The sequence below is a fragment of the Paenibacillus sp. J22P90 genome (assembly GCF_059692195.1).
In genome coordinates, this window is record NZ_JCAUAY010000003.1 from 896,213 (window position 1) to 912,361 (window position 16,149).

Sequence of the window (16,149 nt, forward strand, 5' to 3'; positions counted from 1 at the left end):
GTTCGAAAAGGAATTGACCCATTGGGACCCTGCCGTCTAGGAATGAAATCCTGCCATTTCAGAGATCAACGAGAAAGGGGGTGAATTGCGATGTAAGTAATAAGGAGGTATTGTCGCTCTAGCACTGTCAATATCATATTGATTTGTAGGTCTTCAAAATGAAAGCGTTAACATCTAGTGATTCTGGTTACTAAGAGATCCATTTATGAAACTGATTCAAATGGAAAGAAAATTATTTTAGGGAGGTAAATAATGAGAAGAATCAATCGTACACTACTCTGTCTCGTAATGACATTTTTAGCTTTGACACAGGGATTTACCTTTACAGCATCGGCAACTGTTACCATGCAGATCATTACTCCTAATGCATCAGGTCAGGCAGGCACTTCATGGTTTCCTATGCAAAACGCTTTTGAAGGTCAACCTACTTTGGATGGAGGTGGAAATCCTGTAGGTGGCACAAGCACGACGGATGCCCCCTATTATGTAAACGGCTATGGTTATATTGATTTTGGACCTAATTGGGCTAATACAAGAATAACATCAACATGGACGCGATACAGGCAATATACCAGTGGTAACCAGACTCCTTATGCTGAGCTTTGGTGGGACGATGATATTGACACTGTTAATGATAGCGGTTTGAACGAAACCCGTATCAACTTCAACAGTGCTCAGAATCTTGCATCAGTAGGAACCACAGAGCCTTGGATTAAGGATAACGATGTTAGCAGTACCCCTGTTATTCCTCTGGGAAGGTATCTGCTTCTCCATGCTCCGGCAACGATGACAAGACAGGCAAAGGAATATACCATGGTTGGATGGATTAACGTACCCGTGACAGGAATAGCAGTTACTGGGGCAGGTGGTGCTACAACGATAAGTACACTGGGTGGCACTTTGCAAATGAATGCAAATGTAACACCTGCAAACGCTTCTAATAATGCAGTCACATGGTCTGTTATCAACGGGACTGGAAGTGCAACAATAAGTCCAGGCGGACTACTCACAGCCGTTTCCAACGGAACTGTTACTGCAAGGGCAACAGCTCAAGATGGTTCTGGTGTGATAGGTTCTCAGACAGTTACAATCAGTGGTCAAGTCGCTCTAGGGAATGAGGATTTGAAGGTAATTAATCCTACTGCAGCAGGCCAGGCAGGTACTGCATGGTTTCCACTGCAAAATGCTTTTGAAACTCCCGCACCGGTACTGGATGAGATGACCGGAGCTCCTACCGGAGGCACTGGCACGAATGATGCGCCTTATTATGCAAATAATTATGGTTATATTGATTTTGGAGCCAATTGGAATAAAGTAAAAATAACTTCAACATGGACCAAATATAAGCAATATACGAGCGGAAACCAGACCCCTTATGCACAAATTTGGTGGGACGATGATACAGACACAGTAAATGATAGCGGATTGAACGAAACACGTATTAACTTCAATAGTGCCCAGAATCTGGCTTCAACAGGAACTATTGAACCTTGGATACGAGACAATGATGTTATGAGTAGTCCGGTTACACCAAGTGCGAGATATATGATTTTACGTGCTCCAGCTACAATGACGACCAGAGCCAAAGAATATGCAATACTAGGATGGATCGATGAAAACGGCAACGGTGTTCAGAATGGGTCCTACAAACCTGTATCAGGCATTACCGTAACAGGCGCAGGCGGCGCATCCTTTGTATTAACAGGCAACACACTGCAAATGTCTGCTGCCGTTGTGCCTTATGTCGCAACGAATAAATCAGTTACATGGTCTGTTGTAAATGGAACAGGCAGTGCAACGATAAATGCAAGCGGTCTTTTAACTGCCGTATCTGACGGTCTTGTAACAGTCAGGGCAACAGCCCAGGATGGATCAGGCGTCATAGGATCATTGGTGGTCAATATTTCAAGTTACACCCAATTCATACTGCCTGTCCAAGGCGCTAGTTTAATTTATTATGCGGATGTTCAAGCGTCTTTTCCTCAGGTAGACTGGCAGAACGTTGACCGTCTTTATATACCTGCAGGTAATTATCAACAACTACAGCTTGGAAATCTGCCGCAAAGAAGTGCCAGTGATCCTTTAATCATTACAAATTATGGAGGCCAAGTACAGGTTGGAGGTTCAGGCAATTATACAGTAAAACTTCAGGGCGGTTCGAATTGGATTTTTACAGGAAAATATGATCCTTTACTTCAGACAGGAAACGTGAACTATCCCGGTCATTTGAATGGAAATTATACAAACTCTTCTGACGACTACGGTTTTGATATCAAAAATGCCCCTAATAATGGAATTTCTGTTGAAGGCGGGGCAACGAAGTTTGAACTTTCATTCATGGAGATTTCTTTTACCGGATTTGCAGGTCTTGTCCTAAAAACAGATAATACACCAACTGCTATCATGGATGGAGTAAAAGTTCATGATTTGTATATCCATGACACGGATGCGGAAGGCATGTATGTCGGCAATACGCAGGGAGTTGCGACCCAGCATAAGTTTACTAACCTCGAAGTGTACAATAACAGAGTTTTACGTACAGGTGCTGAGGGTTTACAATTCGTCAATATGGGTAATGGCGTCAATATTCATCATAATGTTGTTGTAATGACAGCGATTGATTGGAAAGATCCTTTTGGTACGAATCAAGAGGGGAACTTGCAATATTACCAAAGAGACGGTAGTGCTTCGATACATGACAACATCTTTATCGGCGGCGGCGAAGTGATGTTCAACTATAAAACTTACGCAGCTCCCACAGATGTTCTTAATGCGAATGACCAAGTGTATGTGTATAATAACTATTTTGCACACGGAAGAAGTTATTTTGGATTTATTAATGAGGATGCTTCAAATCAGGTTACCAAACTGAAATTTGAAAACAATGTTGTCAGATCCATTGTTTTCACCTGGAATGAAGTACATCCCTCTGAAGTAGACCGAAACATCTTATTTTATACCAGCTACAACACGGCTAATCCTCTTATCTTCAACAATAATACTAGGGACGGCAGCCAGGCATTCATTGATGTACTTGGAGGAAACAATGGTACAAACAGCCATATAAGCGCATCAGGCAATACCACTGTCGCCAATATTTCTCCTGTCCAATTTAAAGATTCGAATTTCCCAGCTAATTTTGACTGGAGTACGGTTGAATTGTGGGATGATTATTCACAATGGTGGAACATCGCTATCTATTATCAATACGGTGATTATGTCTATCAGAACGGTAATCTGTATAAATGCATCCAAGCAGGAACACATACTGGAATAAACCCATCAACGTCACCAAGTACTTGGCAACTACAAACACCGATGACAGATGATTTTAGGCTACACTCCTCATCTCCGTATCAGACCATGGGTCTTCTGGATAAATAGACGAGTATAATCCATGAATTAAACATTATCTGTAAAAAATAACAAAATTGCGCAATGAATTAAGACATAAATAAAGAGGCGCCATTAATTGGCGCCTCTCAGATTTTATTCTACTCCACCGTCACACTCTTCGCCAAATTCCTTGGCTTATCCACGTCATTCCCACGCGCCAACGACGCGTAGTAAGACAACAACTGCAAAGGAATCACAGACAACGCAGGCGTCAACACATCCAACGTTTTCGGAATAATGAACGTGCTGTCAACAGACTTCTGCAGCTCTGTCTCGCCTTCCACGGCAATACCCAAAACGTTCGCGCCGCGCGCCTTCACTTCTTTAATGTTGCTCACGGTTTTCTCGAGCAACTCATGCTGTGTCGCTAGCGCGATCACCGGAATATCATCCTCGATTAACGCAAGCGTGCCGTGCTTCAACTCACCCGCAGCATAAGCTTCGGAGTGAATATAAGAGATCTCTTTCAACTTCAAAGAGCCTTCCAACGCTACCGCATAATCCAAGCCTCTTCCGATAAAGAAGAGATTATCATGCTTCGCCATCTCTTCAGCAACAACCTTCAATGCTTCCGCTTGCTCCAAAATCTCGCTAACCTGCCCAGGCAACTCCTTCATCGCTGTAATCACTTCCGCGATTTCCTCAGGCGTTTGCGTGCCGAGTGTTTGCGCCAGGTGCAAGCCCAAAAGATAAAACCCGATCAATTGCGAAGTGTACGCTTTCGTCGAAGCTACCGCAATTTCCGGTCCAGCCCATGTTGTAATAATATCGTTCGCTTCACGCGCAACAGAGCTTCCTACAACATTCGTTATCGCCAACACGTGAGCTCCACAACGTTTCGCCTCACGCAGTGCTGCCAACGTATCCGCAGTTTCACCGGATTGGCTCACAACAATCACAAGCGTATCCTTTGTGATAATCGGGGAACGATAACGATATTCAGACGCTACATCCGTCTCAACCGGAATACGCGCCATTTTCTCAATGACATACTTCCCAACCATACCGGCATGGAACGCCGTCCCGCAAGCCACGATATGCACACGGCTAATGTTGCGAATCGCCTCTGGCGTAATCGTTAGCTCATTTAGCGTAACGCTCTTACCATCTGGTGAAATACGACTTCCCATCGTATCGCGGTACGCCTTCGGTTGGTCATAGATTTCTTTCAACATAAAGTGATCAAATCCGGCTTTTTCCGCCGTAACAATGTCCCAATCGACATGGAACATTTCCCTGGAAATAAAATTCCCCTCTAGAGTCATTAATTCGACAGCATCCCGCGTCAATAGCGCCATTTCGCCATCATTCAGAATGAACACATTGCGTGTATACTCTAGAATCGCTGGAATATCTGAACCAATGAAGTTCTCGCCTTCGCCAATACCGATAATCAACGGGCTAGCTTGACGCACAGCAACGAGACGGTCTGGTTCAAACTCTGTCAAAACACCAAGCGCAAACGCACCCGTCATATGCTTAACAGCTTTTTGAACAGCCTTGAGGATGTCTCCCTCGTACAAGCTCGCGATCAAATGCGAAATGACCTCTGTATCCGTCTCCGATACGAAAACATGGCCCTTCGCAATCAACTCTTCTTTCAGTGCGATATAATTCTCAATAATGCCGTTATGCACAACGGAAAATTTCAGAGAATTATCGGTGTGAGGATGTGAATTCACATCAGATGGCTTACCATGTGTCGCCCAACGTGTATGCCCAATGCCTACGCTGCCGTTCAAAGGCGTTTCATCAAGCTTCGACTCCAGGTTCGCAATACGGCCTTTGGCCTTCTTAATTTGCAATCCATCCGCCGTATACACAGCAACTCCAGCAGAATCATAGCCTCTGTACTCGAGCTTTTTAAGCCCCTCCAATAAAATCTCCTGAGAATTACGCTTTCCAATATAACCAACAATACCGCACATAGTTACAACCTCCAAATTTGTATAAGCCTCTTCTACAAGGGCTGTTTGTCAAGGATCTAAATTCACTTTCAAACATAACTAAATAAACCATCTATAAGGGCGTTCATTACGTGTACATGTCAAAAAAACTAATAGATGTTGGATCCTTGTCTGCTCGGTCGCCCGAACGATTTTGCTCTCCAACTTAACGGCACTCCTCGTGCCGGAAGGTCCCCGCCGAATGTTTCGAACACCTTCACCTCGTCAACTCACCGCGTAGTAGTAAGCCTATAAAAGCTTACATTTCCGTCCCGCTTGCGAGTTCTGGCGCTATTTATTGCGAATAACCTCTGCCCTGCCTTTCCTTCTTGAGTAACTACATCATATGCATTTTCTTGGAGCCATGCAACTTATTTTTAGCATGACTCATCCCCCACCCGCTTTTACTAGCAAAATGAGGGACAAACCCGCCAACTTCACTGCTATACTAGTTGTTCTTGAATGACTTTTGCAATATCGTGCACGTACGCTTCCACTTGTTCCTTATCTGGACCTTCGGCCATAACACGAATCAAAGACTCCGTACCCGATGGACGAACCAGCACGCGGCCGTTATCGCCTAGTTCACTCTCTACCTTGCGGATCGCTTCTTCGATCGCAGGGTTATCCTTCAGCTTGCTCTTATCAGCAACACGAATGTTAACGAGCAATTGTGGGAATTTGCGCATAATGCCTTTCAAATCACTCAGCTTACGCCCGGATTCAACTAGCGTATTCACCAATTGCAGAGCTGTTAGAATCCCATCTCCAGTTGAGATGTAATCTAGGAAAATAACATGACCCGACTGCTCCCCGCCTAGGTTGTAGCCGCCTTTACGCATCTCTTCCATCACGTAGCGATCGCCTACAGCTGTTTGCAGAGCCTTCAAGCCCGCTTTTTCGATCCCTTTGAAAAAGCCAATATTCGCCATCACCGTCGTCACAATGGTGCCGTGGTTCAGCTTGCCTTGGCGATTCAACGCATCGCCAAGAATGCTCAAGATGAAGTCGCCGTCGACTTCATCGCCTTTCTCATCGATCGCGATCAGACGATCCGCGTCACCGTCAAAAGCAAGCCCGATGGCTGCGCCATGCTTAACCACCTCGGCGCGAAGCTTCTCTGGATGGGTTGACCCGCAGTCATCGTTGATGTTGCGCCCATTCGGCTCTGCGCCGATGGTGATCACTTCCGCTCCTAGCTCGCGGAAGATCAAAGGCGCCAGCTCATAGGCTGAGCCATGCGCACAATCAAGAACAACCTTCACGCCGTCGAAGGACTTCGACACCGTCTCCTTCAGGAACGCCAGATATAAGTGCTTCGCATCCGGCTGATCCGAAACCGTACCAATCTCGCCGCCAACTGGGCGAGGCAGTTCATCCACAGCTGCGTCCAGCAGCTGTTCAATCTCAAGCTCCGTCTCATCCAATAGCTTGAACCCGTCGCCTCCAAAGAACTTAATCCCGTTATCCTCAACTGGATTATGTGAAGCGGAGATCATAACACCCGCGTCAGCGCCTAGCTTTTTCGTCAAATAAGCAACCGCAGGCGTGCTCACCACACCAATACGGATAACCTCTACACCAATCGATAACAATCCGGCTACAAGGGATGCTTCCAGCATCGGCCCCGAAATACGTGTATCTCTCCCGATCACGACTTTCGGATGCTTTGCCTGTCTTGTTAGCACATACCCGCCGCAACGGCCAACCTTATAAGCTAATTCTGGCGTAAGCTCGCCATTCGCGACGCCGCGCACACCATCTGTACCAAAATATTTCCCCATTTTTGTATTCTCCTCTTTTTCTATTCCCCAATATTAATTTGTGGCTTTTACGGTTTTCTCACTGATTTCAACGAGCGCCTTCACTTCTTGCGGAAGCCCTAGCTTCACAAAGGTAGGCATATTTAAAACAATACTCAATTCATGCTTGCCGGGAGGTAAATTACTAACATCTAGTATCGCTTGAATATCTTGAACTTTCAATTGGTCAATGATGGCAGGAGCGCCTTCCACCGTAATATTCAAACTAGCCGACGCAGGTTGTGTAACCTTCGTTATATAGTTCTCATTTTGACCAATAATCGTAATCGGTACATTTTCTACAGCTTTCGTAATCGAAGGGACAACCTCAACATGGACAGTTACCTTCGCAGGATCCAATTGAGTTACTTTATTCCTCAGAGGAATGTCCAGTGCAAAGTCTTTCGTTTCCTTCAAATCCTGCAGACTCAGCTGCGGCCCTTGATAGAATTCTAGACGATCGACGACATCTTGTGCTCCGTATACCGTCACCTTATCTGGGGTTTGCGTAACCATGGCGATGGCATAGCCTTTCGGCGGCTCACCGCTTATTTTCAGCTGCAACGGGATCGTTTGGAACGGACTTGTAATTGGCACCTCAACATCTACAACCGAAGGGTTAATGTTCAGGGTAACTTCTTTGCCTTCCTTATCAAAAGCCTGCAATCGAACCTGCTTCGTCACTGCCGATTGTGCTTTATCCACGGAAACCTCGCCGCGGACGTTCTCAATTTGATCGAGCTTACTCGTTTGCGCCGTAATATACACCTTGCCTGGCTTCACGATAGGTTGTCCCGCTTTGAGACCTGCTGCAGGAGTGCCTTTGACATTAATAACGACAGGTACTTCTTTCATCTGCAGCTCTTCAATCATAACGTGAACTGTTCTAGGAACAATCTCCACATCCACATCAGACGGTATGCCTACGGGTGTAAGGGTAACCTGATGGTCGCCTTTACCGACCTGCGTCAAATCGAGCTGAATCTGATACGAATTGCTTGCCGTCACTTTTTTAACGGAAGATTCCTTCCCTTTCAGAATCACTTGAACGTTCGCAGGATTCATCGACGAGATGTAGTAATGCGTTTCATCATATTTCGTCGTGATCGAGACGTTATTAATCGTTTCTACGCGCTCGCGCAGCGGTGTATTCCCGGATAAGTTCGTTTCTTCCATATGTACGACTACCCATAACAGAATCCCGACTACAAGAGCAACGATCCGTACCACATTCGTATTGCGTAACCATTTATCCATTCGAGCGCCCTCCCCACCATTTCAAGAAAGGGTTCTTCTCATTTGTTTTCGCTTTAGGCTTCAGCTCTTCAAAAAGCTTAGATATCAACGATTCCTCTTTAATATCCCGCACAATATGCCCGTTCATCGTCAATGAAATTTGCCCTGTCTCCTCCGAGACAATGACACACATCGCATCCGAAACCTCACTCATACCAATCGCGGCTCGATGCCGAGTTCCAAGCTCCTTCGAAATGAAAGGATTTTCAGAAAGAGGCAGATAGCAACCCGCCGCCATCAGTTGACCCTGCCGAATAATGACAGCACCATCGTGAAGAGGCGTATTAGGGATAAAAATATTAATTAACAGCTCTCCGCTGATCTTGCTCTCTATCGCAATGCCAGACTCGACATAGTCGGTAAGTCCAGTATCCTTCTCAAAAACAATCAAAGCCCCTATTTTACGTTTGGCCAAATAATTAGCAGCCCTGATCACTTCGCTGATCCGTTTGTTCACATCTTGATCTTCTTCAGACGAAGATCGGCTGCCGAACAGCTTCCCTCGACCTAATTGCTCCAAGGCTCGTCTTAGCTCCGGTTGGAAAATAATGATAACCCCAAGCACCCCGAACGTGAACGCTTGATTCACCATCCATTGAAGCGTACTTAACTGAAACCAAATACTAATGACCCAGGTAATGACAACCACGAGGATACCCTTCATCAATTGAATGGCCCTTGTCCCACGCACTACTAGAATCAATTTATAAATCACGTAGCTAACGATGAGTATATCGACAATATCCTTAGCCGAAATGCTCGTGAGCAAATCCATTGTATTCTCCCCCAGGCGACTAAACAAAGTTCTCTCTATATAGGAATCATAACATAAACCTAGGTATACTTCTATTTATCTAGACTCGCCGCGCGGAAATTGGTTCAATTTTCCTATATATTAAATGAAAAAAGCCCCCCATAGTCTCAGCTATTAGGAGGCGTGCACTTAAGGCGTTATTTTACCTACGAATTCACCTAATTTATACCAGACCCAGCTCAATGCTTCATCGACTTGTTTGACTTCTCCAGAAATATGCGCCGTTGAGGCCAGGTTGACCGAACCATCGATGACGACGACATTCCCCGTTACATCGCCTTCCACCTTCAGTTCACCGCGTTTCACCACAAGATCACCATTTACAGTATGACCTTGCGGCACAATGACCGTATCCCCTTGAATAACGACATCCTGTAGATTACTTCCCTGTACCATGAGATTCTGATCGTCGTCCCACATCGATACGAAGCTTCCGAACATGACCGTTCCGAAAACAACAGCTACCGATACAGCTGGATGTCTACGAATCCAATCTGTCCATGTATTCTTCTTTTTCACTGGTGGTAATCCGCTCATGATTTGTGCAGTTAAGGAATCAGGTACTTTGATGGAGGGCAGCATTCTAACCAAAGCATCCGTTTTCTCTAATTGCTTGAAAGTGTTATGACACGCCTGACAGGCTATCAAGTGCTCTTTCAAAGGTAGAGCTTCAGACTTTGGTAAATCACCGTCGAGATATTCGTGTATGAGCGGGAGGGCTTCTTTACAATTCACGTTATCGCCACCCCTTTCTTGGACTTATGCATGTTGTGATATACCATACGTTTCAATTTCAAAGATGTTTCAAATTTGAACAGGATTTGTACTAACAACTTGTTCCTCCTGCTCTAAAATTTTTCTTAAGTACTCCCGACCTCTGTGTACACGCGTCTTGATCGTCGTCACAGGCATGTCGAGCACATCGCTGATCTCCTGCAGGGACATATCATGCATATACCTAAGAATGACAACCGATTTATATTTCGCTGGCAGCGTCTCAATGGCTCGGTGAATCTGCGCCTGTGTTTCCGAGACAATCAACTGCTTCTCTGGTGTGTCCTCATCACTAGGGAGCATCGCATAATAGTCATTTCCTTCGCCATCTGACATTTCAGCATCCAGCGAGTACGTTGGCTTTCTTCGACGCAGCTTATCAATGCATAAGTTTGTCCCAATCCTAAAAATCCACGTAGAAAACTTCTGATTCTCATCATAGCGATGCAAATTCGTATACACGCGCAGGAACGTTTCCTGCACAGCATCCTCGGCTTCTTGCTTGTTATTCAGCATGCGGTAAGCCAAATGAAAGATCTTGTCTTTATAGAGCTCCACGAGCTCCGCAAAAGCATTGCGATCCCCATTACTGGCCAGCTTAGCCAGTCGTGCTTCAACAAAGTTCAATTGTTTTTCCTCCGGCTTCTCGACAGTTCAAACTCAAAACATGTTCCTCACTAAATATATACGCAGAAATTACGATTTGTTTTCAGAAATTATAATGCCACCAAGAATTAGGGCCATCCCAGCCCACTGTAACCCGCTAATCGGTTCACCAATCAGCAGATACGCGGCGAGAATAGCGACAGGAAGCTCTACAGAGCCCAGCATTGCCGCAAGTGCACTACCAATCTTGGGTATGCCCATGTTGAATGAAACGGTTGGTACGGCCTGTCCTAAGAAGCCTAAAAGCAATCCCCATAGGATCAGCGTACCCCCATTTTCACCAACAAAAACCGTCGGCGGATACAAAACATACATCACCGGCAACGCAGCCGTAAGCATAATGGCAGAGTTCATGAGCGGAGGGAGTGTGCTTACCACCTGTCCCGTAAAAAACAGAAAAATACTATAGGCTAACGCGGATAGAAGTCCATATAGTATGCCCAGAATACTGAGCTCTCCCCAGTCTGTCTCCAGCACATTCACGGCAAGTATCGTCCCAGCCAATATAAGTGCAATCGCAAGCCCTTCATTTCGTTTAGGCCATCTGCGTTTCACGATACAATCCATGGCAATCGTCATCCACGTGAATTGAAAGAGGAGAATAATACAAAGGGAGGCATCAAGCTCTTGCAGCGCAATATTGTAAACGACCGTCGTTAACGATAGGCCAAAAATCCCGATCAACCCAAGCTTAATCCACGGCCCTTTAAAGGGATTGACCCATGATTTTTTGTGAAAAAGTATCAATAGCCACACGAATAAAGCGCCCATCGTTATTTGAGCAGGTGTAATTTGTCCGTCCGTGAAGCCCTGATCATAGGCCATTTTAATATACGAGGAGAGCAAGCCGTAGCTTGAAGCTCCAACTAGAACAAGAATTATAGCCAACCATCGCCCCATGCTGCCGCGCACCTCCTGACTTGGGCAATTCCCGTACTTACAGGAAAAGCCGAGCTGCCTGCATTGCTGCAAGCCCCCGACTTTGTCATCCTGTTGGTATTCTTATGTTGTCGTAAAGGATCAGCCCGTATTCCGAAGTCCCGCGGCAATCCCATTGATTGTAAGGAGTACTTCACGAAGCAGAATCGCATCATCTTCATTATTTTCTCTAAGGGCACGCAGTTCAGTAAGCAATTCAACCTGCATGTAGCTTAGCGGATCCACGTATGGGTTACGCAATTTGATGGACTCTTGAATAACAGGAACATTATCCAGAATCTCTTGCTGACCCGTAATCTGTAAAATAATTGATGACGTTAATTCATACTCATCTTTAATGAGGTTAAAGATTCGATCAGCAATCTTAGATTCTTTTACCAAGCTGCCATATTCCTTCGCAATGAGAAGATCTGCTTTCGCTAAAGCCATTTGCAGATTATCAATCATTGTGCGGAAGAATGACCAGTCCTCATACATTTCTTTTAGTACTGCTAGGTTATTCTCATTACCTTGTGCGAAGCTTTGCAAGCCCGTGCCCGCCGCATACCATGCCGGCAGCAAGTATCTTGTTTGCGTCCAAGAGAATACCCATGGAATCGCACGTAAATCTTCGAACTTATCGCTATTTTTACGCTTGGATGGACGGGAACCGATATTCAGCTCACCAATCTCCGGAAGCGGTGTGGATTCTTTGAAGAACGTTAAGAAGTCCTCATCTCTGAAAATAAGATCTTGATACTTCGTCTGCGCTTGCTCCGAAATACCACGCATAATGTTCTCCCACTTGTCTTCCAGCGGGTGTCTTTGCGGGGAACGGGACAGCTTCGAAGCTGTGATCAACGCAAACGTTGCTTGCTCCAAGCTGCGGTAAGCAATCCCTTGTAGGGAGTAACGGGAAGACAAGACTTCACCTTGCTCCGTAATCTTAATGCCGCCACCCAGCGTCTCCACTGGTTGTGCTAGAATGCTTCGGTTCAGTGGCATACCGCCACGTCCCAACGCACCGCCGCGTCCATGGAAGAACTTCAACTTCACGCCGAATTTCTTAGCAGCTTCTGTGATATCTTGAAGGGCCATACGAAGCTCCCAGTTCGCTGTAATCACACCGCCGTCTTTATTACTGTCGGAGTAGCCCAACATAATTTCGTGCAGCTGTGTTTCAGGATCAAGGCTATCTCTGTAAGCAGGAATCGCTAATAACGTACTCATGATACCAGGCGCCGCATGCAAGTCGTCAATCGTTTCAAAAAGCGGAACAGACTGAACCGTACTTGTTATCGTACCGTCGCTCTCTCTGCGGTATAGGCCCGCCTCTTTGGCAAATACAACAACCTCAAGCATGTCACTTGCGCCTTGCGTCATCGAAATCAGGTAACTGTTGATACAGTTACGTCCGAATTCTTTCTGTGCTTTACCTACAGTACGGTAAACATCCAAACATTCTTTCGTACTATCTGTATAGTCCAAATATGTTGATGTGATCGGACGTGGATCATTCAGCACGTTGGTAAGCAATGAAATCTTCTCATCTTCCGATAGCTTGCTATAATCCGGTGTAATGCCCATTTTAGACAAAATTTCCGTCATCGCATTCTCATGCTCTTTACTATGCTGTCTGATGTCCAGAGCAGCTAAATGGAAGCCAAAAAGCTCAACCTGACGAATCAGCTTCTTAATATATTTATCAGCAACATAATCTGCAAAGTGCGCACGCAAACTAGTCTCCATTACTTGCAAATCTTGAATAAACTCTTCAGGACTATTGTACTTCTGTGCAACAGGTACACTAGCGTTGCCCGTATTATGAATCTTCTCGATCATATAAGTCGTTTTGATTCGGTATGGCTCTTTCTCATTACGCCAAACATCCTGAACATTCCCTAGCGCCTCACGATCACATTGGATCGAAGCGATCAATTCATCGCTCACATTCACAATGTTCTTGCTGAAGCTCATATGAGCCAGGGATTCTTTCAGAATTTCCTCATATTTTTGCAAAGCCAATTGACGGTGCAAACCTAGCGTTTCCCACGTTACATTCGCTCTAACCGATGGATTACCGTCACGGTCTCCACCAATCCAAGAACCGAATTTCAAGAAGGAAGGCACATGCCATTTGTCTTCTGGATAGTATTTATTTAAACAACGCTCAAGCTCATGATAAACCTCTGGAAGAACATCGAACAAGGTCTCATCAAAATAGTAAAGACCGTTACGCACTTCGTCGATAACCGTAGGTTTACGATCACGCAGCTCATCCGTTTGCCACAAATTAAGCACTTCACCCAACAACTTTTCACGTAATTGCTCGCGCTCACGGTACGTCAGGTTAGGGTTATCTAGCGTCATCATATCTTCAGAGATACGAAGGTTTATATCAAGTACAGCACGGCGCATAGCTTCCGTTGGATGTGCAGTCATCACGAGCTCTAGAGAGATCGCTTTAAGAATTTCTTGCACCTCGGAGTAAGGAATGTTCGTATTCTTCAGCTCTTGTACGATGCTCTCGATCGAACCTGGTTGTACAGATTCACCAGAGGAACGCTCATAGTCACGCTTACGGCGAATACGGTGATTTTGCTCAGCAATATTAACTAGTTGGAAATATATAGCGAAAGCGCGTATCACTTGATGGCGAATTTCTGGATCTAGTGAAGATATCGTTTTCTTAAATTCATCATAGATCTCAATGACATAGTGTGCTCTTAACGACTTGCTCATTTCACGAATTTTCTCAACAACATCCAGCAGATCATTTCCGCCCTGATGTACAAGAACTTCGCCCAGTATGTGCCCAAGAAACCGAACATCTCTGCGCAGCAGGTTATTCGTACTTTGTTTTTGTAAGACGATCTCACTCTCTACCATGACTCTCCACCTCATCTATTCACTATGATGCATTAATGCTTCTCTCTGCAAAAGCTAGTCGCTATAAAAACTCATTTCAGAATATTTTACCACAATCTATCCGCAACACATAGTATTAAATTAAAAAAATCCGTACATTTCACTGTGGTAATTAATGTATTGGTAAGTTTCTAGCTTCTCTAGATAAAAGAAAAAGCCACCCGAAATGCACGGACGGCGACCTTTGATTCAATTCCCTATACAAAAGAAAAAACCACCCGAAGGTGGCTCATTCTTTTAAGCGGGCGGCGGGAATCGAACCCGCGCGATCAGCTTGGAAGGCTGAAGTTCTACCATTAAACTACGCCCGCGTACTTTAGAAAAAATGATGATCGGGACGACACGATTTGAACATGCGACCCCCTGCTCCCAAAGCAGGTGCTCTACCAAGCTGAGCTACGTCCCGATACGTTTATAACCTATAATGAAGAATGGCGCGCCCTGAGAGATTCGAACTCCCGACCTTTTGATTCGTAGTCAAATACTCTATCCAGCTGAGCTAAGGGCGCATTATAAAATTGGAGCGGAAGACGGGGATCGAACCCGCGACCCTCGCCTTGGCAAGGCGATGCTCTACCGCTGAGCCACTTCCGCAGGGTACCTCAGGTATATGAATATACTTGAGGATTTAATGCGCGTAGAGGGACTTGAACCCCCACGGTCGCCCGCTAGATCCTAAGTCTAGTGCGTCTGCCAATTCCGCCATACGCGCATGCTATAAATAAGGCAAATGGTGAGTCATGTAGGATTCGAACCTACGACACCCTGATTAAAAGTCAGGTGCTCTACCAACTGAGCTAATGACTCATGTTAAAAATGGCTGGGGATCAAGGATTTGAACCTTGGCATGACGGAGTCAAAGTCCGTTGCCTTACCGCTTGGCTAATCCCCAATAAAAACATGCCGTCGAGAGGACTTGAACCCCCAACCTACTGATTACAAGTCAGTTGCTCTACCAGTTGAGCTACAACGGCATATAAAATTAATGGTGGAGGCTGACGGGATCGAACCGCCGACCCTCTGCTTGTAAGGCAGATGCTCTCCCAGCTGAGCTAAGCCTCCATGGGAATAAAAAATGGTGACCCGTAGGGGACTCGAACCCCTGTTACCTCCGTGAAAGGGAGGTGTCTTAACCACTTGACCAACGGGCCTTAATGAAATTACTGGAGCTTCCAACCGGAATCGAACCGGTGACCTCATCCTTACCATGGATGCACTCTACCGACTGAGCTATGGAAGCAATGGCTCCCCGAACAGGACTCGAACCTGTGACAACTCGATTAACAGTCGAGTGCTCTACCAACTGAGCTATCAGGGAACAATGCTTGGCAACGTTCTACTCTCCCAGAACCCTGCGGTTCAAGTACCATCGACGCTGGAGGGCTTAACGGTCGTGTTCGAGATGGGAACGCGTGGGTCCCCTCCGCCATCATCACCAAACAGTCAAAGCGTTTGTTTGCGCCTTGAAAACTAGATACGAAACTCAACGTAAGTATTTCTTAGGAATTTGGTTAAGCCCTCGACCGATTAGTATTCGTCAGCTGCATACGTTACCGCACTTCCACCTCGAACCTATCAACCTCGTCGTCTACAAGGGGTCTTACATACT

9 protein-coding genes, 12 tRNA genes and 2 rRNA genes are annotated in these 16,149 nt (G+C 45.6%); 1 reads left to right on the forward strand and 22 read right to left on the reverse strand.

Going from position 1 to position 16,149, the window contains the following annotated elements; genetic code table 11:
* Positions 1 to 252 precede the first annotated feature (252 nt).
* The gene (locus AC58UX_RS14115; protein WP_497253597.1) at positions 253 to 3,384 is read left to right on the forward strand and encodes an Ig-like domain-containing protein; all 3,132 of its coding nucleotides are present in this window, start codon (positions 253 to 255) and stop codon (positions 3,382 to 3,384) included.
* 110 nt (positions 3,385 to 3,494) lie between these two features.
* Here the strand turns inward: AC58UX_RS14115 and glmS are convergent, their stop codons facing one another.
* The 22 genes from glmS to AC58UX_RS14225 form a co-directional block, all read right to left on the reverse strand.
* Positions 3,495 to 5,324: a glutamine--fructose-6-phosphate transaminase (isomerizing) gene (glmS, locus tag AC58UX_RS14120; protein ID WP_497253599.1), complete on the reverse strand. Its 1,830-nt coding sequence runs from the start codon at positions 5,322 to 5,324 to the stop codon at positions 3,495 to 3,497.
* A 461-nt stretch (positions 5,325 to 5,785) separates the two neighbouring features.
* The gene (gene glmM / locus AC58UX_RS14125) at positions 5,786 to 7,126 is read right to left on the reverse strand and encodes a phosphoglucosamine mutase (RefSeq protein WP_497253601.1); all 1,341 of its coding nucleotides are present in this window, start codon (positions 7,124 to 7,126) and stop codon (positions 5,786 to 5,788) included.
* 33 nt (positions 7,127 to 7,159) lie between these two features.
* Complete coding sequence (locus AC58UX_RS14130; RefSeq protein ID WP_497253603.1) at positions 7,160 to 8,401, reverse strand: CdaR family protein; 1,242 nt, start codon at positions 8,399 to 8,401, stop codon at positions 7,160 to 7,162.
* On the reverse strand, positions 8,394 to 9,215 hold the full coding sequence (gene cdaA, locus AC58UX_RS14135) for a diadenylate cyclase CdaA (protein WP_497253605.1): 822 nt from the start codon (positions 9,213 to 9,215) through the stop codon (positions 8,394 to 8,396). The genes AC58UX_RS14130 and cdaA overlap by 8 nt, the downstream gene beginning before the upstream one ends.
* A 168-nt stretch (positions 9,216 to 9,383) precedes the next feature.
* Entirely contained in the window at positions 9,384 to 9,989 is a 606-nt protein-coding gene (locus tag AC58UX_RS14140) for a zf-HC2 domain-containing protein (protein ID WP_497253607.1), read from the reverse strand.
* A 69-nt stretch (positions 9,990 to 10,058) separates the two neighbouring features.
* Entirely contained in the window at positions 10,059 to 10,655 is a 597-nt protein-coding gene (sigW, locus tag AC58UX_RS14145; RefSeq protein WP_497253609.1) for an RNA polymerase sigma factor SigW, read from the reverse strand.
* Positions 10,656 to 10,724: 69 nt separating this feature from the next.
* The gene (locus AC58UX_RS14150; RefSeq protein ID WP_497253611.1) at positions 10,725 to 11,594 is read right to left on the reverse strand and encodes a DMT family transporter; all 870 of its coding nucleotides are present in this window, start codon (positions 11,592 to 11,594) and stop codon (positions 10,725 to 10,727) included.
* Positions 11,595 to 11,714: 120 nt separating this feature from the next.
* A complete protein-coding gene (ppc, locus tag AC58UX_RS14155; RefSeq protein ID WP_497253613.1) occupies positions 11,715 to 14,501 on the reverse strand; it encodes a phosphoenolpyruvate carboxylase in 2,787 nt (928 codons plus the stop codon).
* Positions 14,502 to 14,780: 279 nt separating this feature from the next.
* A tRNA-Gly gene (locus AC58UX_RS14160) sits at positions 14,781 to 14,851 on the reverse strand.
* A gap of 21 nt (positions 14,852 to 14,872) precedes the next feature.
* A tRNA-Pro gene (locus tag AC58UX_RS14165) sits at positions 14,873 to 14,946 on the reverse strand.
* Positions 14,947 to 14,972: 26 nt separating this feature from the next.
* Positions 14,973 to 15,049: transfer RNA gene (locus tag AC58UX_RS14170), tRNA-Arg, on the reverse strand.
* A gap of 10 nt (positions 15,050 to 15,059) precedes the next feature.
* Positions 15,060 to 15,134 (reverse strand) — tRNA-Gly (locus AC58UX_RS14175).
* Positions 15,135 to 15,172: 38 nt separating this feature from the next.
* Positions 15,173 to 15,252: transfer RNA gene (locus AC58UX_RS14180), tRNA-Leu, on the reverse strand.
* 19 nt (positions 15,253 to 15,271) lie between these two features.
* Positions 15,272 to 15,347 (reverse strand) — tRNA-Lys (locus AC58UX_RS14185).
* A gap of 10 nt (positions 15,348 to 15,357) precedes the next feature.
* Positions 15,358 to 15,432, reverse strand: a tRNA-Gln gene (locus AC58UX_RS14190).
* 9 nt (positions 15,433 to 15,441) lie between these two features.
* Positions 15,442 to 15,514: transfer RNA gene (locus tag AC58UX_RS14195), tRNA-Thr, on the reverse strand.
* Between the two features lie 12 nt (positions 15,515 to 15,526).
* Positions 15,527 to 15,602: transfer RNA gene (locus tag AC58UX_RS14200), tRNA-Val, on the reverse strand.
* A gap of 14 nt (positions 15,603 to 15,616) precedes the next feature.
* Positions 15,617 to 15,691 (reverse strand) — tRNA-Glu (locus AC58UX_RS14205).
* Positions 15,692 to 15,704: 13 nt separating this feature from the next.
* Positions 15,705 to 15,780, reverse strand: a tRNA-Thr gene (locus AC58UX_RS14210).
* Positions 15,781 to 15,782: 2 nt separating this feature from the next.
* A tRNA-Asn gene (locus AC58UX_RS14215) sits at positions 15,783 to 15,858 on the reverse strand.
* Between the two features lie 5 nt (positions 15,859 to 15,863).
* A 5S ribosomal RNA gene (rrf, locus tag AC58UX_RS14220) occupies positions 15,864 to 15,980 on the reverse strand.
* 67 nt (positions 15,981 to 16,047) lie between these two features.
* Positions 16,048 to 16,149, reverse strand: a 23S ribosomal RNA gene (locus AC58UX_RS14225); the annotation flags it as partial.